Genomic DNA, 17,705 nt, shown 5'->3' on the forward strand with positions numbered 1-17,705 from the left:
TAGCATGATGAATAAAATTGCGGTCAGTGGTTTCATGCAACTACACCGAGCCATTAAATTATTAAAAAGATGAAATTAGATAGAGTAATATGGGGCATACTGCTTTTGTTTATAGGCGGAGTGGTATTGTTAGATAATTTTGATGTAATTGATTTTTATTGGAGTAATGCCTGGAGTTTTATTCCCGTGCTTATCATTATTTTAGGTATCAATATCCTGTTTAGTAGAAATAATTCGCAAGCCGGAAATATCATTTCCTTAGGTATTTTGATCATCGCACTTTCTTTTCTATTTGTGAAAGGACAACAAAGACCCGATAGAAAATATTGGTGGGGTAATGGCATTAGTCATACGTATAGAAGTGATGATGATGACGATGATGACAATGACAGCGATGAAAGCTATACCAAACTTAAATTTGGAACACCCTTCGTAGTAGGTGATGCAGATAAAAAAGCGGTGCTCAATGTCTTCGGAGAAGTAACTTCTTTTTCAATTAAGGGAGCAACAGATAGCTTATTTGCAGCTGATGTAAAAAAAAGAAGGGGAGATTTTTCATTAACAAATACCACTTCAGACAGTACTAATGTGTTAACATTTAGAACAAAAGACCATAGAAAAGGCAGATGGTCTATGGGCAATGGTAACGACGTAGACTTTCATTTAAATACTAGCCCAATTTGGAGCATGTATGTGAACATGGGTGCCGGATCGGTAGATTTTGACCTCTCCAACTATAAAGTAAGAACCTTTAATTTTGATGGAGGAGTTGCAGAGCTTGATGTTAAAATCGGAAGCCTATTGCCAATCACAGACGTTAATGTTAAAAGTGGGGTAACCAGTGTTAAAGTTCAAATCCCGGAAGGTTCAGGATGCCGGATTAAAACAAAAACAGGACTATCCTCTAGAGATTTTGATGGTTTCACTAAAATTAACGACGATACCTACGAAACTCCAAATTATAGTACTTCAATAAATAAAGTCTTTATAAACTTTAATGGGGGATTAACCAGTTTCGAAGTAAACAAATATTAATAAACCAATAGGTGAAAGCGTAAGCCAAAAGCACCGTAAGACTATTAAATGTGATTCTTAGGTTAGGATCACATTTTTTTTGTAATTTAATCGCATATCTCACATCTCATATCTCACATCTAACATTGGAGAAAGCAGTATATACCGTAGTTGTTGATGGTAAACCCACAGGTCCATATCATTTCGATGAACTTAAAAGTATAAACATTAAGGCTGGTACTTTTGTAAGGAAACCGGGAATGGACGACTATAAAGAGGCGCATGAACTTCCCGAGCTCCGTGAACTTTTAGGGTTTAAATTCCAACAGGTTATGCCCCAGTATTTTGCTTCTTTTGATCAACGGGCAGTTGCACTTGTTATTGATTATCTTGTTTTATTTGCCTGTTATCTTATTATCCTGTTTTTGCTATACATTGTATTAGACAAGACGGGCTTCCGGATCAGCGCATTAATAGGTTTAATCATTATGCCCTGGGCAAAATTGATATATGGAAGTGTTGCCGAAGCCACCTCAAAACAAGCCACGATTGGCAAACGAATGATGAATATCAAGGTTACGGATACACTCGGAAGCCCATTGTCTGTGGGAAACTCTTTTGGAAGGAACTTTGGGAAACTCATTTCTATTTTATCATTGTGTTTCGGTTATTTTTATCTTTTCCTCAATAAGAAACAACAGTGCTTTCATGATATATTTGCTGATGCGCTGGTGGTTAAAGAACGGCTGTTGTAGAGCGGTTTGGCAATTAGACAGTTTTTAGGTTTCAATTTTCAGTTGGGCATTCTTACTAGCCTAAGCTCCATGCCCTCCGCCCTTCCACTTCACAAACTTTTCACCTATCTTTGTATCGATGCTACCAGAAATTAAATCTTTTGCGCTAGAGGGCGGATATTGCAATAGTTTAACCCATTATTCGAGGTTTTTAAGTCGTGAGGTAACGATTGGCAATATCCCCATGGGTGGATCAAATCCTATACGGATCCAATCTATGACTACCACTGATACGATGGATACCTTAGCCACTGTTGAACAAACCATTCGAATGGTTGAATCTGGCTGCGAATATGTACGCATCACCGCCCCAAGCATTAAAGAAGCTGAAAATTTAGCCAACATTAAAAAAGAACTGAGGTTACGTGGTTATGATGTACCTCTTATTGCAGATATTCATTTTACCCCAAATGCAGCCGAATCAGCCGCTAGAATTGTAGAAAAAGTAAGGGTAAATCCAGGTAATTACGCAGATAAAAAGCGTTTTGAGAATTTAGCCTACACCTCTAGTGCCTATCAGGAAGAACTAGAGCGGATATATAAAAAATTTACGCCACTGGTTAAGATCTGTAAAGAATATGGTACGGCGATGAGGATTGGTACCAATCATGGTTCTCTTTCAGATCGAATCATGAGTCATTACGGTGATACCCCACGTGGGATGGTAGAATCTGCGATGGAATTTATCCGCATGTGCGAAGACCAAAATTACTATAATCTGGTAATCTCAATGAAGGCCAGTAATACCCAAGTTATGGTTCAAGCTTATCGGCTCTTGGTAGAAACGATGGTTAAAGAGGGTATGAATTATCCTTTGCACTTAGGTGTAACCGAGGCGGGAGATGGAGAAGATGGTCGGATTAAGTCGGCAGTTGGCATTGGAACGCTACTTGCCGATGGACTTGGAGATACCATAAGGGTTTCGTTAACCGAAGATCCAGAATTTGAGGCTCCAGTAGCGAGAGCATTGGCAGATCGATACGAAAAACAGTCGGAAGTCCAAAGTCAGAAGCCCGAAGTCAGTTCGTATGAAATACAACCTTCCAACCCTTTAACCTTCCAACCTTCCACTCTTACCTACGATCCGTACTCTTATTCACGAAGAACAACCACTCCGATAGCGCAAATAGGAGGGCATCACCCGCCCGTAGTAATGATTGATGTTAGTACACAGAATTTAAAAGACCCTTATTTTTTAAGTGCAGTAGGGTATAATTATAGTGCGGGATTAGATAAATATAACTTATCAGATCAGGCTTGCGATCTTGTTTATCTGGGAGACTCATTGCCCTCTTTTTCATTTCCAGGGAATTTAAAACAGGTCTATAATTATCAAACTTGGTTAAGCTTAAAAGATAAAACCAATTGTTATCCGCTATTAAATTTTGCTGAATATAAAAATGTGGGGCTTAAGGATAATGTGCTAAATTTTGTACTTATCAATGCTGATGAAATAGACCTCAGCAATTTGTCAACTTTAGGATTTGCTAACACAACCGTATTAATTCTTGAAACTAATCAACAAGTAGGGGTACAGGCACAGCGATTAGTGTTTAATGCTTTACAGCAAAGGCAGATCCATGTTCCTATATTGATAAAAAGAAGCTATTTCTCCGACAATCCAGAGCAACTGATGCTTGAAGCAGCTTCTGATTTAGGGGCATTGCTAACCGATGGGTTTGGTGATGGTGTTTGGATAGCCGCAGCCCCAACCATTGGATTGAACATTATAAACGCCACAAGTTTCGGTATTTTGCAGGCTACACGTACAAGGATCTCTAAAACGGAGTATATCTCTTGTCCGAGTTGTGGCCGTACGTTATTCGATCTGCAGGAAACCACTCAATACATTCGTTCCAAAACCGATCATTTAAAAGGAATTAAGATCGCTATTATGGGCTGTATTGTAAATGGTCCTGGAGAAATGGCCGATGCAGATTACGGCTATGTAGGTACAGGCCCAGGAAAAATTACGCTGTACCGAGGTAAATCAGTGATCAAAAAGAATGTGAATACCCCATCTGCATTAGATGAGCTGATTGAGATTATCAAAGAAGATGGAAATTGGGTGGAAACCCCCCACTGATAACTGCGATCCCGATTGCTATCGGAAGAAAACTGTTCAAATTCCCCAAACGGTTATCACCACCTTCCGGCTACCTCCGTGGTTTCGGTGTTCGCAAAGGTAAATTCCCTGCCAAGTTCCAAGATTTAAGTTTCCGTTAGTGATGGGAATGGTTATCGATGTATCTAGCAAAGCTGATTTTAAATGTGCCGGCATATCATCGCTTCCCTCATAATCATGTCGATAGTTTGGATCATTTTCAGGGACCGCCTTGTTAAACCACATTTCAAAATCTTGGCGTACAGTGGGGTCGGCATTTTCGTTAATGGTAAGCGAAGCTGACGTATGTTGGATAAAAACCTGTATCAGTCCTGCTTTTATAGAGACGATTTCTGGAATAGCCCTTAAAATCTCATCGGTAATAAGATGAAATCCACGAATTCGGGGTCTTAATGTAAGTTCTTTTTGAAAAATGTGCATCATGGTATAGCTAAAGACCTCGTAGAGGCCATATATTAATAAAAACTATCCCTGTTGGTACGACCCCAGCTGGGGTCGAATATCATATTAAATGATCTAAAATATATAATCCTCCGGGATTATTAACGAAACCCGAAACGCTGCCCGCCCAACGCCCTCCGCTCCACGCCGAAGGCTCTCGCCTTTAGTATTTAAAATCTTCTCTTCCCGGACTAAAAATATCCAACAAGGTACAATCTGTAATTGCTCTTCCACCGTGTAGGATGCCACCAGGGATGACAACAAACTTACCTGTATCTAACACTTGCGTTTCGTCTCCAACCGTCATTTCAAATTGGCCCTTCAACACAAAAGCACATTGATGGTGGGGATGGCTGTGAATTGGCGAATCGCTTCCCGCCTTGATTTCCAGAAAATTGATGGTATTATTATCTGTGTGGATTAATTTGGAAAAAAAACCCGGGGTCATTTCTTTTACTTCAATCTCATTAAATAAGCGGAATATTTCTTTATTCATAATAAAAATATAATGCCAAAAATACTATTTTTCATTATCTAAGCACTAAATAAGTACTGATTCGTGGTTAGAAAAGAGTATTGTCTTTTAGTTAAAATTCTTATTTAAATGAAATATAAAGAAATAGTTATATAACTTGCTATATTCAACATCTTAATAATGTCCTTTAAAGCTCAAAGTAAGGTAATTGTACTATTAGTATCATTGGCTTCAATCATCCTTATTTTATCCAATTATTACTCCTCTAAGGTTAAGTCGGGAATCAGGTCCTACATAAATGGCGAATCCAATTACTCTAAAGGCCAAAAGGATGCTTTATTAAATTTAACCTATTACTTAAATACTCAAGATCCTTTTTACTTTGATAGATATAATGTATCGTTGCTAGTACCAGAAAGTGATAATTTGGCTCGTCATTCGATGTCGAAAAACGAACCTGATTCGGTTGCATATAATCATTTTATTCACGGTAAAATCCATCCTGATGATATTGCGAACATCATTTGGTTGTTCAAGAATTTTAGTAACGTTAAGGAGTTTAAACACGCTGTAGGTTTATGGATCAAATCTGAGGTCTTACTTACGGATATCAAAAAGCAGGCTGTGAATCTTAAGGCTACAATAGACAAAGGCGCGGTTGATAATGAGATGAAAAGCCAGCTTTATTTTAATATTTCTAGATCTAATTTTGAACTAACTGAATTAGAAATAGATTTTTCTCGAACATTAAGCAATTTGGCCAGAGACATTGAAAGGTCATTAAATTGGTTAAATGTATTCTTAACTATTTCAATCGTGGGAAGTCTGTCTGCTTATCTAATGTGGATAATAGCAAAACTACATAGATCAAAAAATGAACTTAAAGTAAGCTATGATAAAGTCTCTGATCTAAATCTTGAACTCGATACTTTCGTGTATAGTTTGTCTCATGATTTAAGAGCACCATTAACCTCCCTGCAGGGTCTTGTTAAGATTGCATCTCTTGATACAGATATGGTTTCAATAAAAGAAAATATTCTTTTAATGGATAATTTACTAGACAAACAAGATCTGTTTATTAAAGACGTGATTTCTTTATTACAGAGGAGGAACCTATCACCACAACCAAAGCAGATTAATTTAAAAGCTATCATTGAAGATTCATTTGCCTTAAACAACCATCTTGTTCTTAACCAGAACGTTAAATCTGAGATTAAAATCCAGGATGGTTTAGAAGAGATTTATAGTGATTCTGTTTTTATTAAAATGATAATTAACAACTTAATTTCAAATGCATTTAAGTATTGCGATCATGAAAAGGAGACCCAAAACATCACAGTAATGGTTAGAAGTTCAGACAATCAAATTGTTATTGAGATTGAGGATAACGGGATTGGTATTGCTAAGGAGTATCATCATAAGGTTTTTGAAATGTTCTATATCCTAAATGCTAAGAAAAGAGGGACAGGTTTAGGGTTGTACATTATTAAACAAGCAGTTGAAAAATTAGGTGGTACAATTCAATTAGAATCTACCAAAGGAAAAGGGAGCAAATTCTCTTTGTATCTGCCTAAGTTGGATTAGCTCATATGCCATTTGCATTTCTGTAGGAATCCCTTTCCTTTTTTATACATTTTTCTTTCTTCGGGAGTTACTATTCTTATTCCTATCAGGGAAACTTACATAAAGAATTTTTAAAAATTATTCAACCTTGTTCAAAAAACCAACACTTTTCTCACAGACCTGAAATAGTTGTGGCGGTAAAGTTTCACTGGTATATGGATGAGAGGCACCATATACATGGTTAGCGCCTTTAATTTTAATTAATTTACTGTTCGGATTTACGTTGGCCAATTTTTCTGCGGTTTCGAACGGAACATTCACATCATCATCGCCATGCACAATTAACCAAGGGATAGTAATTCTTCTTGCGGCATCAACAATGTTTAGTTTGTCTTTATTTGAGTCGAAATCATCTAGCAGCGTAACATTTAAGGGCATTTTTTCTTGTGTCCGGGCATTCACCACATAGATTTTTCCATCTTTTTTCCACTCTTCTTCCTTTTCTTTCGCCCATAGGCTACTAAAATCGGCAATTGAGCTCCAAGTGATCAAAGCTTTAATGTGAGGATTTTCAGCCGATTGCAGAATGCTTAGTCCGCCACCGCGACTATGGCCGATTAAAATTACCGCATCAGCACTTAAATTTTTTAACGCATAATCAATTACAACATCAATATCTAACATTTCTTTAGAAAAGGTGTTTGATGCAAATGATTCCATATCGCTCACATCTGTTGGTTTGTCTGCAGGAACACCACTGTGCGACAAGTTAAATTTTAGGTGACGATATCCATTCTGAGCAAAATAACGGGCAGTTAAATGATGGGCTCCCCAATCTTTAAAACCTTTAAAGCCGTGAACAAAAATTACTAAAGGAGCATTTGGTTGCCTTTCATCAAAGGTGAGATCCATTAAAATGGGCTTTTCACTACTCCCAATAATGCGGTGGTTTTCTACTTTAATCATAACAAGTTTAATCAACAATTAACCAATTAACCAATTATCTCAGTTAATCAACTTAAACCTAAACTTCGAACACCAATAGGCCCACAAGATGAATAAAATCTGAAAGGGGATTCTTAGCCAAGCTAAAAATGGAGTTATCGTCCATTTTCCTAACAAGTAAGGACCCTGATTTGCTTTGCTAATCATATAAATATGTGCGGGCATAAAAGCTATCAGCATTAAAATGATGCCCCAACCTGCATACTTTCTGGTTGTTGGCGGAAAAAGTAATAAAGCAAATAAGATTTCGAAGCAACCAGCCAAGTAATTTAGCACAACTGGTGCGGGTAAATAGGGCGGAATAATACTGAGATAGGGAAAAGGGTTTCTGAAATGATTAACTCCAGCAAGAAAATAAAAGCCGATAAGCAAACCTAATGCTATTTTTTTGATGATCATTGAACTAGATTAGCTAATTACAAATTAGTTAATAAGCTAGTTAGTTTTTGTCAGTTTATTGTCAAAGCATTTTGAAAGATTTACCATGGCCTTAGTCAACACGTATTATAATTTAAAACCTTTCTAAATTAGCCTAAATTACAGCCTAATGACAGTTTTGAGGTTTTAGGTTGATACTTTTGTTACGCAAAAAATAATACGCTGTAACCATTTTGGAATATTTAAAGATTATTGCATTTACGCATCAGCAGATAGACCTAAAAGCATTAGGTAAACTGGTAATATGCGAGCATACGCTGGATGATAGGTTGAATAATATCCAATCGGAATTAAATATCAAAGAGATATTTTATGTCGGTACATGTAACCGTGTTGAATTTATTTTTACTTCGGGAGAGGAGATTGATAAGAATTTTATTTATCGCTTTTTGCGTGTTCTGGATATGGGACTGCCCGAAGAATACATGGAACAGTTTGTAGAGAATGTTTCTGTATATGAAAAAGGTGAAGCATTCAACCACCTCTTGCGCACCTCTTGTTCTTTAGAAAGTTTAGTTGTTGGAGAAAAAGAAATCTTAGCTCAGGTACGTAAGGCTTACGAATGTTGCCGAATAGCCGGTTTTACGGGCGATTACATGAGAATGATCATGAACAGGGTTGTTAAGACCGCTAAAGAAGTATATACCAATACCAATATCGCTAAAAATCCTGTTTCAATAGTTTCTTTAGCTTACCGTAAGCTGCGGGAGCTGAACATGTGCCCTAACCCTAGGTTGTTGGTTATCGGCGCCGGAGAAACCAATAAAAACATAGCCCAATATTTAAAAAAACATAAATATTCTAATTTTTCTATATTTAACAGAACATTAGCAAAAGCCGAATTGCTTGCCAAAGAACTCAACGGAACTGCTTATCCATTAAGCGAATTGGCAAATTACACTAAAGGTTTTGATGTAATTATTACTTGTACAAGTGCTACACAACCGATTCTTACCGAAGAAGTTTACGCCAAATTGCTAAACGGATGTACCGCTAAAAAAGTGATCGTAGATTTAGCTATCCCAAATGATACCGCGCCTGCAGTTGTTCAGAATTTCCCTATACATTATATCGAGGTAGAATCGCTAAAAGAAACTGCCCGTAAAAATATCCAAGAACGCTATGATGAACTGATCAATGCTGAACATATTATCGATGAAAATATCAAAGAATTCGAATCTGTGCTTCGTCAGCGTAAAATAGAGATCGCGATGAGCGATGTACCTAAAAAAATCAAAGAAATTAAACATACGGCTATTAACGGTGTTTTTGCCAATGAGATTAATACATTAGACGATAACTCTAGAGCAGTGTTAGAGCGGGTGATGGATTATATGGAGAAAAAATGTATTACTATTCCGATGGTAATGGCTAAAGAGATACTCGTAAAAAATAGTTAGGAGTTTGGAGCTTAGAGTTTGGAGATAATACAAACGCTTTACTAATAAATCTTTCTGTCTTTTGTCTTTGGGGTTAATTCTAAGCAGATCTCTTTCAATTTTATTAATTTAGCAGAAAACTAAACAACTGTGAAGAAAATAATTATCGGTACACGCGGCAGCGATTTAGCCTTATGGCAAGCTAACCATACCAAAGATAGGTTGGCCGGCATAGGAATTGAAGCAGAGCTAAAAATAATAAAAACGCAGGGCGATAAAATTTTAAATCTTAGGTTAGATAAGCTGGAAGGAAAAGGTTTTTTTACTAAAGAACTGGAAGAAGAACTGATCAAGGGCACGATTGATATTGCGGTACATTCTCACAAAGACTTGCCTACCACTAATCCGCCAGGGTTGATTATCGCCGCTGTAAGCGAACGCGAAGATCCATCAGAACTATTATTGATCTTAAAAGATACCGTAGATATCAGCCAGAAATTGTCACTTAAAAAAGGAGCAATGGTGGGCACCTCATCTAACAGACGTAAAGCGCAATTGCTTTCCCTACGTTCTGACCTTAACATCGAAGATCTGAGAGGGAACGTACCTACGCGGATCCAAAAATTACGTGATGAAGATTACGATGCCATCTTATTGGCAAAAGCTGGTGTGAACAGGTTAAATATCGACCTAAGTGAGTTTCATGTTGAAGTTGTAGATACAACTGAGTTGATACCGGCGCCCGCACAAGGTGCTTTGGCCATACAAATACGGGAGAGTGACACTGAGCTCTTTACTGCGTTGCAACAGATCAATGATGCGGCAACGGCCGAAGAAATAGCGGTTGAACGTAAGGTATTGAACCTATTTGAAGGTGGATGCCACATGCCGCTTGGTTGTTACTGTAAAAAAGAGAATGGGTTTTTCGAGGTATGGACTTCGAAGGCCAAAACTGATGAAGATTTTCCTGATCGTTTGTTTTTGAGGGCAGCGCATACAGAGGGTTTAGCAGAAAAAATCGTTGCTAAATTTGATCCCGAACGAAAGAAACCAACAAAAGTCTTCATTTCTAGAGAAATTGGAGAGCACAGCTATTTCAGAAAGGCTCTCGAAAAACACGATATCGAAATCGAGGGAAGATCATTAATCCGAACCTTTCCCATCGTAAATATCCTAGATCCATTTTATTTAAAAAATATAGATTGGATTTTCTTCAGCAGTAGGAATGGTGTAGAATATTTCTTCAAACTTAATCCGAAGTTGGCCAAAAAAGTAAAATTTGGTGTGGTTGGGCGAGGTTCTGAAGATACGCTAAGGAAATTTGGGCATCTAGCAGATTTCGTGGGCGAAAGTGGCGACATTGTTGAAGTTGCCGAAGAGTTTGCAAAATTGGTGATTGGCCAAACGGTAATGTTTCCAAGAGCCCAGGATTCGCTATTGACTATTCAAAAGTCTTTAGGCCCAAACACTAAGATTATCGATCTACCCATTTACGAGACTTTAATTGAAGACAAAATAGATGGTACAACTGCAGAAGTGCTCATTTTTACAAGTCCCTCTAATGTAGATGCGTACTTTGTGGCCAATCTGTTAGATCCAGAGCAAAAGGTAATCGCCATAGGTAATTCTACGGGCAAAAAATTTGAGGAAATGGGTGTAAAATATATCACACCTTATTCGCCCGATGAGATTGGATTGGCTGAGGCGGTTTTTGGGATAGAGGTTTAAAGGTTGGAAGGAGTTTGAACTAACAAAATTAACCAAAATCTGTGTAATCATTAAAAATCTGTGTAATCACATATAGTATGCAAAGACCACGTAGGTTAAGAAAGAACCCAGTTGTAAGAGAACTAATTGCCGAAACGCGATTATCAAAGGATATGTTTATCTATCCTTACTTTGTGGTGCCCGGCACTGGAGTGGTTAAAGCTATTGATGCCATGCCTGGTGTGAACCATTTTTCGACCGATACTTTACTAAATGATGTAGAGAAAGGGTTAAAACTTGGGGTTAACAAAATCATGCTTTTTGGCGTTGGTGATGAGAAAAGCGAAGATGCAAAATCCGCCTACGATATCAACTCATTGGTACCAGTTGCAGTAAGAGCGCTAAAGAAAAATTTTGGCGACGATTTATATGTAGTAACAGATGTTTGTGTGTGTTCTTATACCACCCACGGGCATTGTGGGATTATGAAGGATGATTACATCCAAAATGATCTATCGGTTGAGCTGATTGCAAAAATGGCGCTAAATCATGCCGAGGCGGGTGCTGATATGTTGGCGCCTTCAGATATGATGGATGGGCGAGTAGGGGCCATAAGGCATAAATTAGACGGTGCTGGATTTGTAAATACCGCGATCATGAGCCATGCCACTAAATTTGCTTCGGCATATTATGGTCCTTTTCGTGAAGCGGCAGATTGTGCGCCAAACAAAGGTGATAGAAAAGCTTACCAAATGGATTTCAGAAATCCCACCGAAGCAGTTAGAGAGGCATTATTAGACGAAAATGAGGGAGCAGATGTGTTGATGGTAAAACCGGCTTTGGCCTATTTGGATATCATTAGTAAATTAAAACAGAACTCAGATCTGCCCATTGCCTGTTATAATGTATCCGGAGAGTATTCGATGGTTAAGGCAGCCGCCCAAAAAGGCTGGATAGATGAACAAAAGGTGGTAATGGAAACCATGCATGCCTTTGCTAGAGCAGGAGCAAGTATCATTACTACGTATCATATTAGAGATATAGTTGAGAACAAGTGGATGTAGGCGAATGCCCTAAGCGTCTTGTGATAAACGAGCGCCAACGCCCCACGCCCCACGCCAAACGCACAGCATGTTAGAATCATTAAAAAAAATATTTTCAGGCAACGAAGAAGAGCTTCCTATTAATACGGGGAGCAAACCGGATATCAGTAGGGAGAAATCGGCAGCTTTATATGCAAAATCCAAAACCTATTTCCCGGGTGGGGTTAACTCTCCCGTTAGGGCTTTTAAATCAGTATATGGGACGCCATTATTTATTCAAAAAGGCGACGGTTGCATGATTTGGGATGCAGATGGCAATCAGTTCATTGATTTTTGCGCAAGTTGGGGTCCATTAATTTTAGGTCATAATAACGCTAAAATTAGAGAGAAGGTAATCGAAGTAATGCAAAATGGCATGAGTTTCGGTGCGCCTACAGCGTTAGAGAACGAATTGGCAGAACTGATCATAAAGAACAATAGTTTTGTAGAGAAAATTCGGTTTACGAGCTCTGGTACCGAAGCTGTAATGTCGGCCATTAGATTGGCTAGAGGTTTTACCGGAAAAAATAAAATTATCAAATTTGAGGGCTGTTACCATGGCCATAGCGATTCGCTATTAGTAAAGGCTGGGTCGGGCCTTGTTACCTTTGGAGAAACTTCATCGGCCGGCGTGCCAAGCTCTTTTGCTGCAGAAACCATTGTAATTCCGTTGAACGATCCAGCAGCCATCAGCACTGCTTTTGAACAATTTAAAGATCAGATCGCTGCGGTTATTATTGAGGGAGTTCCTGCAAATAATGGATTGTTAATTCAGGATCAAGTGTATATCGAGTTTTTAAGGGAAGCGTGTACTGCAAATCAATCACTATTAATATTCGACGAAGTAATTACCGGATTTAGATTAGGTTTCGAAGGTGCAGCAGCACACTACGGTATTATGCCTGACATTGTAACCTATGGCAAAATAATAGGTGGAGGCTTACCTGTTGGAATGTACGGGGCATCGGCCGAAATTATGGGACACATTTCGCCTGATGGCGGAGTATATCAAGCGGGAACACTTTCTGGCAATCCGGTAGCTATGGCAGCAGGGATTGCTACTTTAACTGAACTATTGCGTTCGGGGTTTTATAAAGAGCTAGCGTTAAAAACGCAGGAATTTACAGCTAGTATCCAACGCTTCGCCACCGCAAGAAATTACAAGTTTAAAGTATTTACTATTGGTTCTATCTTTTGGTTCGCATTTACAGATCAAACACAGATCCAAACTGCCGAAGCTATTGATCCTGCAAGTATGGAAAAATTTAAGGTCTTGCACCGTGAGTTATTAAATAGAGGCATATATTTAGGGCCATCAGGTTATGAAGTAGGTTTTATCTCGGCTGCCCACACAAAAATAGAACTAGAAAAAGCAAAAAGAGCGATATTTGATTCGTTAGATTTAGTCTTCAACGCCAAACGCCAGACGCCAAACGCTTAACATGAAAAAGTCTCTTCTCATATTTTATTTCCTTCTCCTTTATGCCTTAGCAGAGATGTTTTGGTGGGGATCTGTTGTTATTGGCCTGCAACCGCAGAAGTTAGCGATGGTTATGGGCGAGGGCTCTGTATTTTTGTTTTTGCTCTGTGTTGGTGCTTATTTTATTCATGCATCAATTAAAAAAGAAGATAAATTGCATGAGCAACAGCAAAATTTCCTACTATCAGTTACGCATGAACTTAAATCGCCCTTGGCGGCTATTAAATTATCTTTACAAACCATTGTAAAAAGAGATCTAGAAAAGTCCATGCAACTTTCTTTGCTCAATAATTCATTAAAGGACATAGAGCGATTGGATGATTTAGTGGAGAATATGTTATTGGCTACCAAGATAGAAAGTAGGACCTATTCTTTTCCAAAAGAAGAATTTGACTTCTCAGAACTTGTAGCTAAAATTACCGATCGATTACAGGTTCATTCCTGTGGTAACCAACAAATTATCAATGCCAAAATTCAAGGTAAAATTAAAGTGATGGGAGATAAATTTGCCTTATCGTCCGTAGTAACTAACCTCATAGAAAATGCGGTGAAATATTCTGGACCTTGTGCCGAAGTTGCAGTAGAACTCTGTCAAAATGACGGTAAGCCTCTTTTAATCGTTTCTGACAAAGGTCCTGGCATTCCCGACGAAGAAAAAATGCTAATTTTCGATAAATTTTATCGTGTTGGTGATGAAAATGTACGTAAATCTAAAGGTACGGGTCTTGGCTTGTTTATTGTTAAAGAAGTATTACAAAACCACGACGCCGACATCAGCGTTAGAGATAACGTACCGCAAGGTGCAATTTTTGAAGTAACATTTAATTGATATGCCACAAAAATTAAGAATATTATTGGTAGAAGATGAAGATCATTTATTAGATGCCATAAAATTAAACCTCGAGCTTGAGGGTTATAAAGTTCATGCTGTTAAAGACGGCAAAACTGCATTAAAAGTATTTAAGGAAGAGCGTTTCAACCTGATTATTTTGGATGTAATGCTTCCAGAAATGGATGGCTTCCAAGTTTGTGAAACCATTCGCTTGGAAAATACCGAAGTGCCGATCTTGTTCCTAACAGCAAAAAATACAAGTGAAGACCGAGTGATGGGCCTTAAAAAAGGTGCAGACGATTATCTTGTTAAACCATTTAACTTAGAAGAACTGATTTTACGCGTAGGGATTTTGGTTAAGCGTAGCCTAAAATCTGATGACCTGAAAGAATTGAATTCGTATAAGATTGGGGATAAAACCATTTATTTTAATTCTTTCGAGTTAAAACAGGATGATGGAACCATTGTGCCTTTAACCAAAAAAGAAACCATGTTGCTTAAACTCTTAATTGAGCGTAAAAATGATGCGGTTTCCCGTGAACAAATTCTCGAAACCGTGTGGAACTACGATGTATATCCATCAACACGAACCATAGATAATTTTATCCTCACTTTCCGTAAGTATTTTGAGCCAGACCAGAAAAACCCAGTATATTTTCACTCGATTAGAGGAGTAGGGTATAAATTTACAGACGTAGCCAATTAATGTATAATACAAAAAGTAGGTATGTTTTGATGGCAATCTTTGCCATTTCTGCATTGGTAAGTTTAGTTTATGTACAATATCAGCTCGCCGCGATATCCAGTTTTCTCTTTGCTTTTATATTGTGGAGCCACTTTAAACATAGTTCTATATTGTTGGCTTCCAAACATTTTAAGGATGCAGATTACGATAGGGCCGAAAAGATCTTAGCAGAGGTTGGCAATCCAGACCGATTGGCTAAAAATCGCCGCGGATATTACGAATTTATGAAGGCGAACATCGCACTGCAACGAGAGGACTTTGAAACCGCCGAATTTCATTTTCAGATTGCGAGCCGCTTCCCCTTGGGAGGAAAAAATGATAAAGCTTTTGTAATGATCCATTTAGCTAATCTCGCCTTGCGTAAAAAAGATGTTGAACGTGCTAAAACTTATTTAGAAAGGGCAAAAGAACTGGCCGTAACGTCAAGAGCGAAAGAAATTATTAAAATTATAGAGAAGGAAGCCAATAGTTTGGCATAACATGATGAAGAACAACTTATTTTTAGATGCCGCATTTTCTAAGACTACCGAACGTCCACCTGTGTGGATGATGCGCCAAGCCGGTCGTTTCATGCCTCAATATTGGGAAATTAAAAACAAATATTCCTTTTTAGAGATGTGCAAAACACCTGAAATAGCTGCTGATGTTACAATGTTACCCGTTGATTTACTAGGCATCGATGCAGCCATTCTATTTTGTGATATCCTGGTAACGGGCGAAGCCATGGGAGGCGATTTGAGTTTTACCCAAGGTATAGGCCCAAAATTTGCCAACCCAATTCGTACCGAAAACGACATCGAGCAATTAGAAACTGATGTAATGCACCGTTTACAGTATGTGGCCGAGGCAATTAAGGTTATCCAGCAACGTTTAAATGGAAGTATTCCATTAATTGGCTTTGCAGGGGCTCCTTTTACCGTGATGAGCTATTTGGTTGAAGGCGGTTCTTCTAAAGATTTTAAGTTAACCAAATTATTAATTCACAATCATCCTGAACTTGCACATCGCCTGTTGGCAAAAATCGCAAAAGTAACTACAGATTATTTGAACTTGCAAATTGAAGCAGGTGTAAATGCCGTGCAGTTGTTTGATAGTTGGGCATTGGCCTTGTCATGGAATGATTATCAGGAATTCTCGCACCAATATAACCAACAGATAATTTCCGGATTAAACAGAACAAATATTCCAGTGATTTCTTTCTGCAAAGGAAGCTCGGTTTTTGCGCCGATCATGGCTGAATCGAAACCTGATGTAATCTCGGTTGATTGGAATGCAGACTTGTTGAATATTAAAAATGCATTGCCAAAAGGAATTGCAGTTCAAGGAAATCTGGATCCACATATTCTGTATGCCGATAAGCCAGTGATTAAAAAGCACATCTTACAGTTGTTTGAACGGATGCGTGGCGAACAAGGTTTTATCTTTAACTTAGGTCATGGCATTATGCCTGATATTCCTTTCGATAATGTTAAATATGCGATAGAGGTGGTGAAGGAATTTAAATATTAAACCCACGCCTAATAATCGAAATTTATTATATTTGTATATGGAAACGCTGATTATAAATATTCCGGACAAAAAAAGCGCTCTCGTGAAGCAACTTTTAATTGAACTTGGTGTTAAAATTCATAGCCATTCAGTTGGAAAAAAAGATGCTAAAACTCCAAATGCTCTAACATTAAAAACAATTGAAAAAGCTCATAATGGCAAGGAAATAGGGGAACCTATCCAAGACATCAAATCTTTTATAAATTCGTTATAAATGTTTGTTTTAAGACCAACAAACCAATTTAAGAAGGATGTTAAGACTATTTTAAAACGTTCTGCTAAAAATGCAACCTACATTACTGATTTTTTAGAGAAGCTTCAAATCGAAGGAGTTTCTGGTATTGACAAAAAACATAGACCTCACAAATTAAGTGGTAATTATGATAATGATTGGGAAGCTCATATCAAGCCAGATCTACTCATCATTTGGTTTGAAATAATTGATAATAAAGAGATTATTCTATTGAGGCTTGGCTCACATTCTGACCTTTTTTAATGCTTAACTGTTAATGGAAGACTACTACGCCTACATCCTCGCTACCCACATCATCTTCGTTGTAAGCTGGATGGCTGGATTGTTTTATAGTGTTCGGTTGTTTATTTATCATACTGAGGCCAATGATAGGCCAGAAATAGAAAAAAACATCCTCCAAAAAGAATTCGAGAAGATTGAAGGACGTTTGTGGAGCATTATTACTATACCTGCAATGTGCATAACCGTTTTGGCCGGTGCATTGATGCTCTATACCCGCCCTTTCCTATTACAACAAAATTGGATGCAGGTAAAGCTAGGTTTTGTTGTTTTATTGTTAATCTATCATTTTATTTGCCAACACATCATGAAGCAGATGAGAAAGGGGATCTTTACCTATTCTTCTACCCAACTTAGATTGTGGAACGAAGTAGCCACTATCCTATTGGTAGCCATTGTATTTACCGTAATTTTAAAAAGTGCCGTAAACTGGATCTATGGATTGTTGGGCTTGATTATTTTCTCGGCTGTGATAATGATTGCTGTAAAGATTTATAAAAGATACAGAGAGAAAAAAAGCAGTTAGAAGATGTCATCCTGAGCGT

19 protein-coding genes are annotated in these 17,705 nt (G+C 38.0%); 15 read left to right on the plus strand and 4 right to left on the minus strand.

All coding sequences use genetic code 11. From position 1 onward, the window contains the following. Window positions 1-69: 69 nt before the first annotated feature. From AC6H0V_RS00960 to ispG, 3 genes are all read left to right on the plus strand, one after another. Window positions 70-1,035, plus strand: coding sequence for a toast rack family protein (locus AC6H0V_RS00960; protein WP_497561834.1), 966 nt, complete (start codon window positions 70-72; stop codon window positions 1,033-1,035). Window positions 1,036-1,160: 125 nt separating this feature from the next. Continuing rightward, entirely contained in the window at window positions 1,161-1,769 is a 609-nt protein-coding gene (locus AC6H0V_RS00965) for an RDD family protein (RefSeq protein ID WP_497561835.1), read from the plus strand. A 118-nt stretch (window positions 1,770-1,887) separates the two neighbouring features. Further along, the gene (ispG, locus tag AC6H0V_RS00970) at window positions 1,888-3,894 is read left to right on the plus strand and encodes a (E)-4-hydroxy-3-methylbut-2-enyl-diphosphate synthase (protein ID WP_497561836.1); all 2,007 of its coding nucleotides are present in this window, start codon (window positions 1,888-1,890) and stop codon (window positions 3,892-3,894) included. 36 nt (window positions 3,895-3,930) lie between these two features. On the opposite strand, the gene AC6H0V_RS00975 is transcribed toward ispG, so the two are convergent. Both AC6H0V_RS00975 and AC6H0V_RS00980 read right to left on the minus strand, forming a co-directional pair. Next, window positions 3,931-4,353, minus strand: a complete 423-nt coding sequence (locus tag AC6H0V_RS00975) for a secondary thiamine-phosphate synthase enzyme YjbQ (RefSeq protein WP_497563353.1) — start codon at window positions 4,351-4,353, stop codon at window positions 3,931-3,933. Window positions 4,354-4,537: 184 nt separating this feature from the next. Further along, window positions 4,538-4,870 (minus strand): cupin domain-containing protein, encoded by a 333-nt coding sequence (locus AC6H0V_RS00980; protein WP_497561837.1) that lies wholly within the window; start codon window positions 4,868-4,870, stop codon window positions 4,538-4,540. 159 nt (window positions 4,871-5,029) lie between these two features. On the opposite strand from AC6H0V_RS00980, the gene AC6H0V_RS00985 reads away from it, so the two are divergent. Next, window positions 5,030-6,433, plus strand: a complete 1,404-nt coding sequence (locus AC6H0V_RS00985) for a sensor histidine kinase (protein WP_497561838.1) — start codon at window positions 5,030-5,032, stop codon at window positions 6,431-6,433. Window positions 6,434-6,550: 117 nt separating this feature from the next. Here AC6H0V_RS00985 and AC6H0V_RS00990 read toward each other — a convergent pair whose 3' ends face one another. Together AC6H0V_RS00990 and AC6H0V_RS00995 are read right to left on the minus strand one after the other, a co-directional pair. Then, window positions 6,551-7,378: an alpha/beta hydrolase family protein gene (locus tag AC6H0V_RS00990; RefSeq protein WP_497561839.1), complete on the minus strand. Its 828-nt coding sequence runs from the start codon at window positions 7,376-7,378 to the stop codon at window positions 6,551-6,553. A gap of 39 nt (window positions 7,379-7,417) precedes the next feature. Further along, window positions 7,418-7,816 carry a DoxX family protein gene (locus AC6H0V_RS00995; RefSeq protein ID WP_497561840.1) on the minus strand — a complete coding sequence of 133 codons (399 nt, stop codon included), beginning with the start codon at window positions 7,814-7,816 and terminating at the stop codon, window positions 7,418-7,420. A gap of 212 nt (window positions 7,817-8,028) precedes the next feature. On the opposite strand from AC6H0V_RS00995, the gene hemA reads away from it, so the two are divergent. The 11 genes from hemA (at window position 8,029) to hemJ (ending at window position 17,686) form a co-directional block, all read left to right on the plus strand. Further along, complete coding sequence (gene hemA / locus AC6H0V_RS01000; RefSeq protein ID WP_497561841.1) at window positions 8,029-9,255, plus strand: glutamyl-tRNA reductase; 1,227 nt, start codon at window positions 8,029-8,031, stop codon at window positions 9,253-9,255. A 129-nt stretch (window positions 9,256-9,384) separates the two neighbouring features. Continuing rightward, a complete protein-coding gene (gene hemC, locus AC6H0V_RS01005; RefSeq protein ID WP_497561842.1) occupies window positions 9,385-10,962 on the plus strand; it encodes a hydroxymethylbilane synthase in 1,578 nt (525 codons plus the stop codon). A gap of 77 nt (window positions 10,963-11,039) precedes the next feature. Continuing rightward, entirely contained in the window at window positions 11,040-12,005 is a 966-nt protein-coding gene (hemB, locus tag AC6H0V_RS01010; RefSeq protein WP_497561843.1) for a porphobilinogen synthase, read from the plus strand. A 67-nt stretch (window positions 12,006-12,072) separates the two neighbouring features. After that, window positions 12,073-13,464, plus strand: a complete 1,392-nt coding sequence (hemL, locus tag AC6H0V_RS01015; RefSeq protein WP_497561844.1) for a glutamate-1-semialdehyde 2,1-aminomutase — start codon at window positions 12,073-12,075, stop codon at window positions 13,462-13,464. 1 nt (window position 13,465) lies between these two features. Continuing rightward, window positions 13,466-14,332 (plus strand): sensor histidine kinase, encoded by an 867-nt coding sequence (locus AC6H0V_RS01020; RefSeq protein ID WP_497561845.1) that lies wholly within the window; start codon window positions 13,466-13,468, stop codon window positions 14,330-14,332. Between the two features lies 1 nt (window position 14,333). Further along, window positions 14,334-15,041: a response regulator transcription factor gene (locus tag AC6H0V_RS01025; RefSeq protein WP_497561846.1), complete on the plus strand. Its 708-nt coding sequence runs from the start codon at window positions 14,334-14,336 to the stop codon at window positions 15,039-15,041. After that, the gene (locus AC6H0V_RS01030; protein WP_497561847.1) at window positions 15,041-15,559 is read left to right on the plus strand and encodes a hypothetical protein; all 519 of its coding nucleotides are present in this window, start codon (window positions 15,041-15,043) and stop codon (window positions 15,557-15,559) included. The genes AC6H0V_RS01025 and AC6H0V_RS01030 overlap by 1 nt, the downstream gene beginning before the upstream one ends. 4 nt (window positions 15,560-15,563) lie before the next feature. Continuing rightward, window positions 15,564-16,589, plus strand: coding sequence for a uroporphyrinogen decarboxylase (gene hemE / locus AC6H0V_RS01035; RefSeq protein WP_497563354.1), 1,026 nt, complete (start codon window positions 15,564-15,566; stop codon window positions 16,587-16,589). A 37-nt stretch (window positions 16,590-16,626) separates the two neighbouring features. Continuing rightward, window positions 16,627-16,842, plus strand: a complete 216-nt coding sequence (locus AC6H0V_RS01040; protein ID WP_497561848.1) for a hypothetical protein — start codon at window positions 16,627-16,629, stop codon at window positions 16,840-16,842. Then, the gene (locus AC6H0V_RS01045; RefSeq protein ID WP_497561849.1) at window positions 16,843-17,124 is read left to right on the plus strand and encodes a type II toxin-antitoxin system RelE/ParE family toxin; all 282 of its coding nucleotides are present in this window, start codon (window positions 16,843-16,845) and stop codon (window positions 17,122-17,124) included. Window positions 17,125-17,137: 13 nt separating this feature from the next. Beyond that, the gene (gene hemJ / locus AC6H0V_RS01050) at window positions 17,138-17,686 is read left to right on the plus strand and encodes a protoporphyrinogen oxidase HemJ (protein ID WP_497561850.1); all 549 of its coding nucleotides are present in this window, start codon (window positions 17,138-17,140) and stop codon (window positions 17,684-17,686) included. Window positions 17,687-17,705: the final 19 nt, after the last annotated feature.

It is taken from the genome of Pedobacter sp. NO84 (assembly GCF_059703915.1).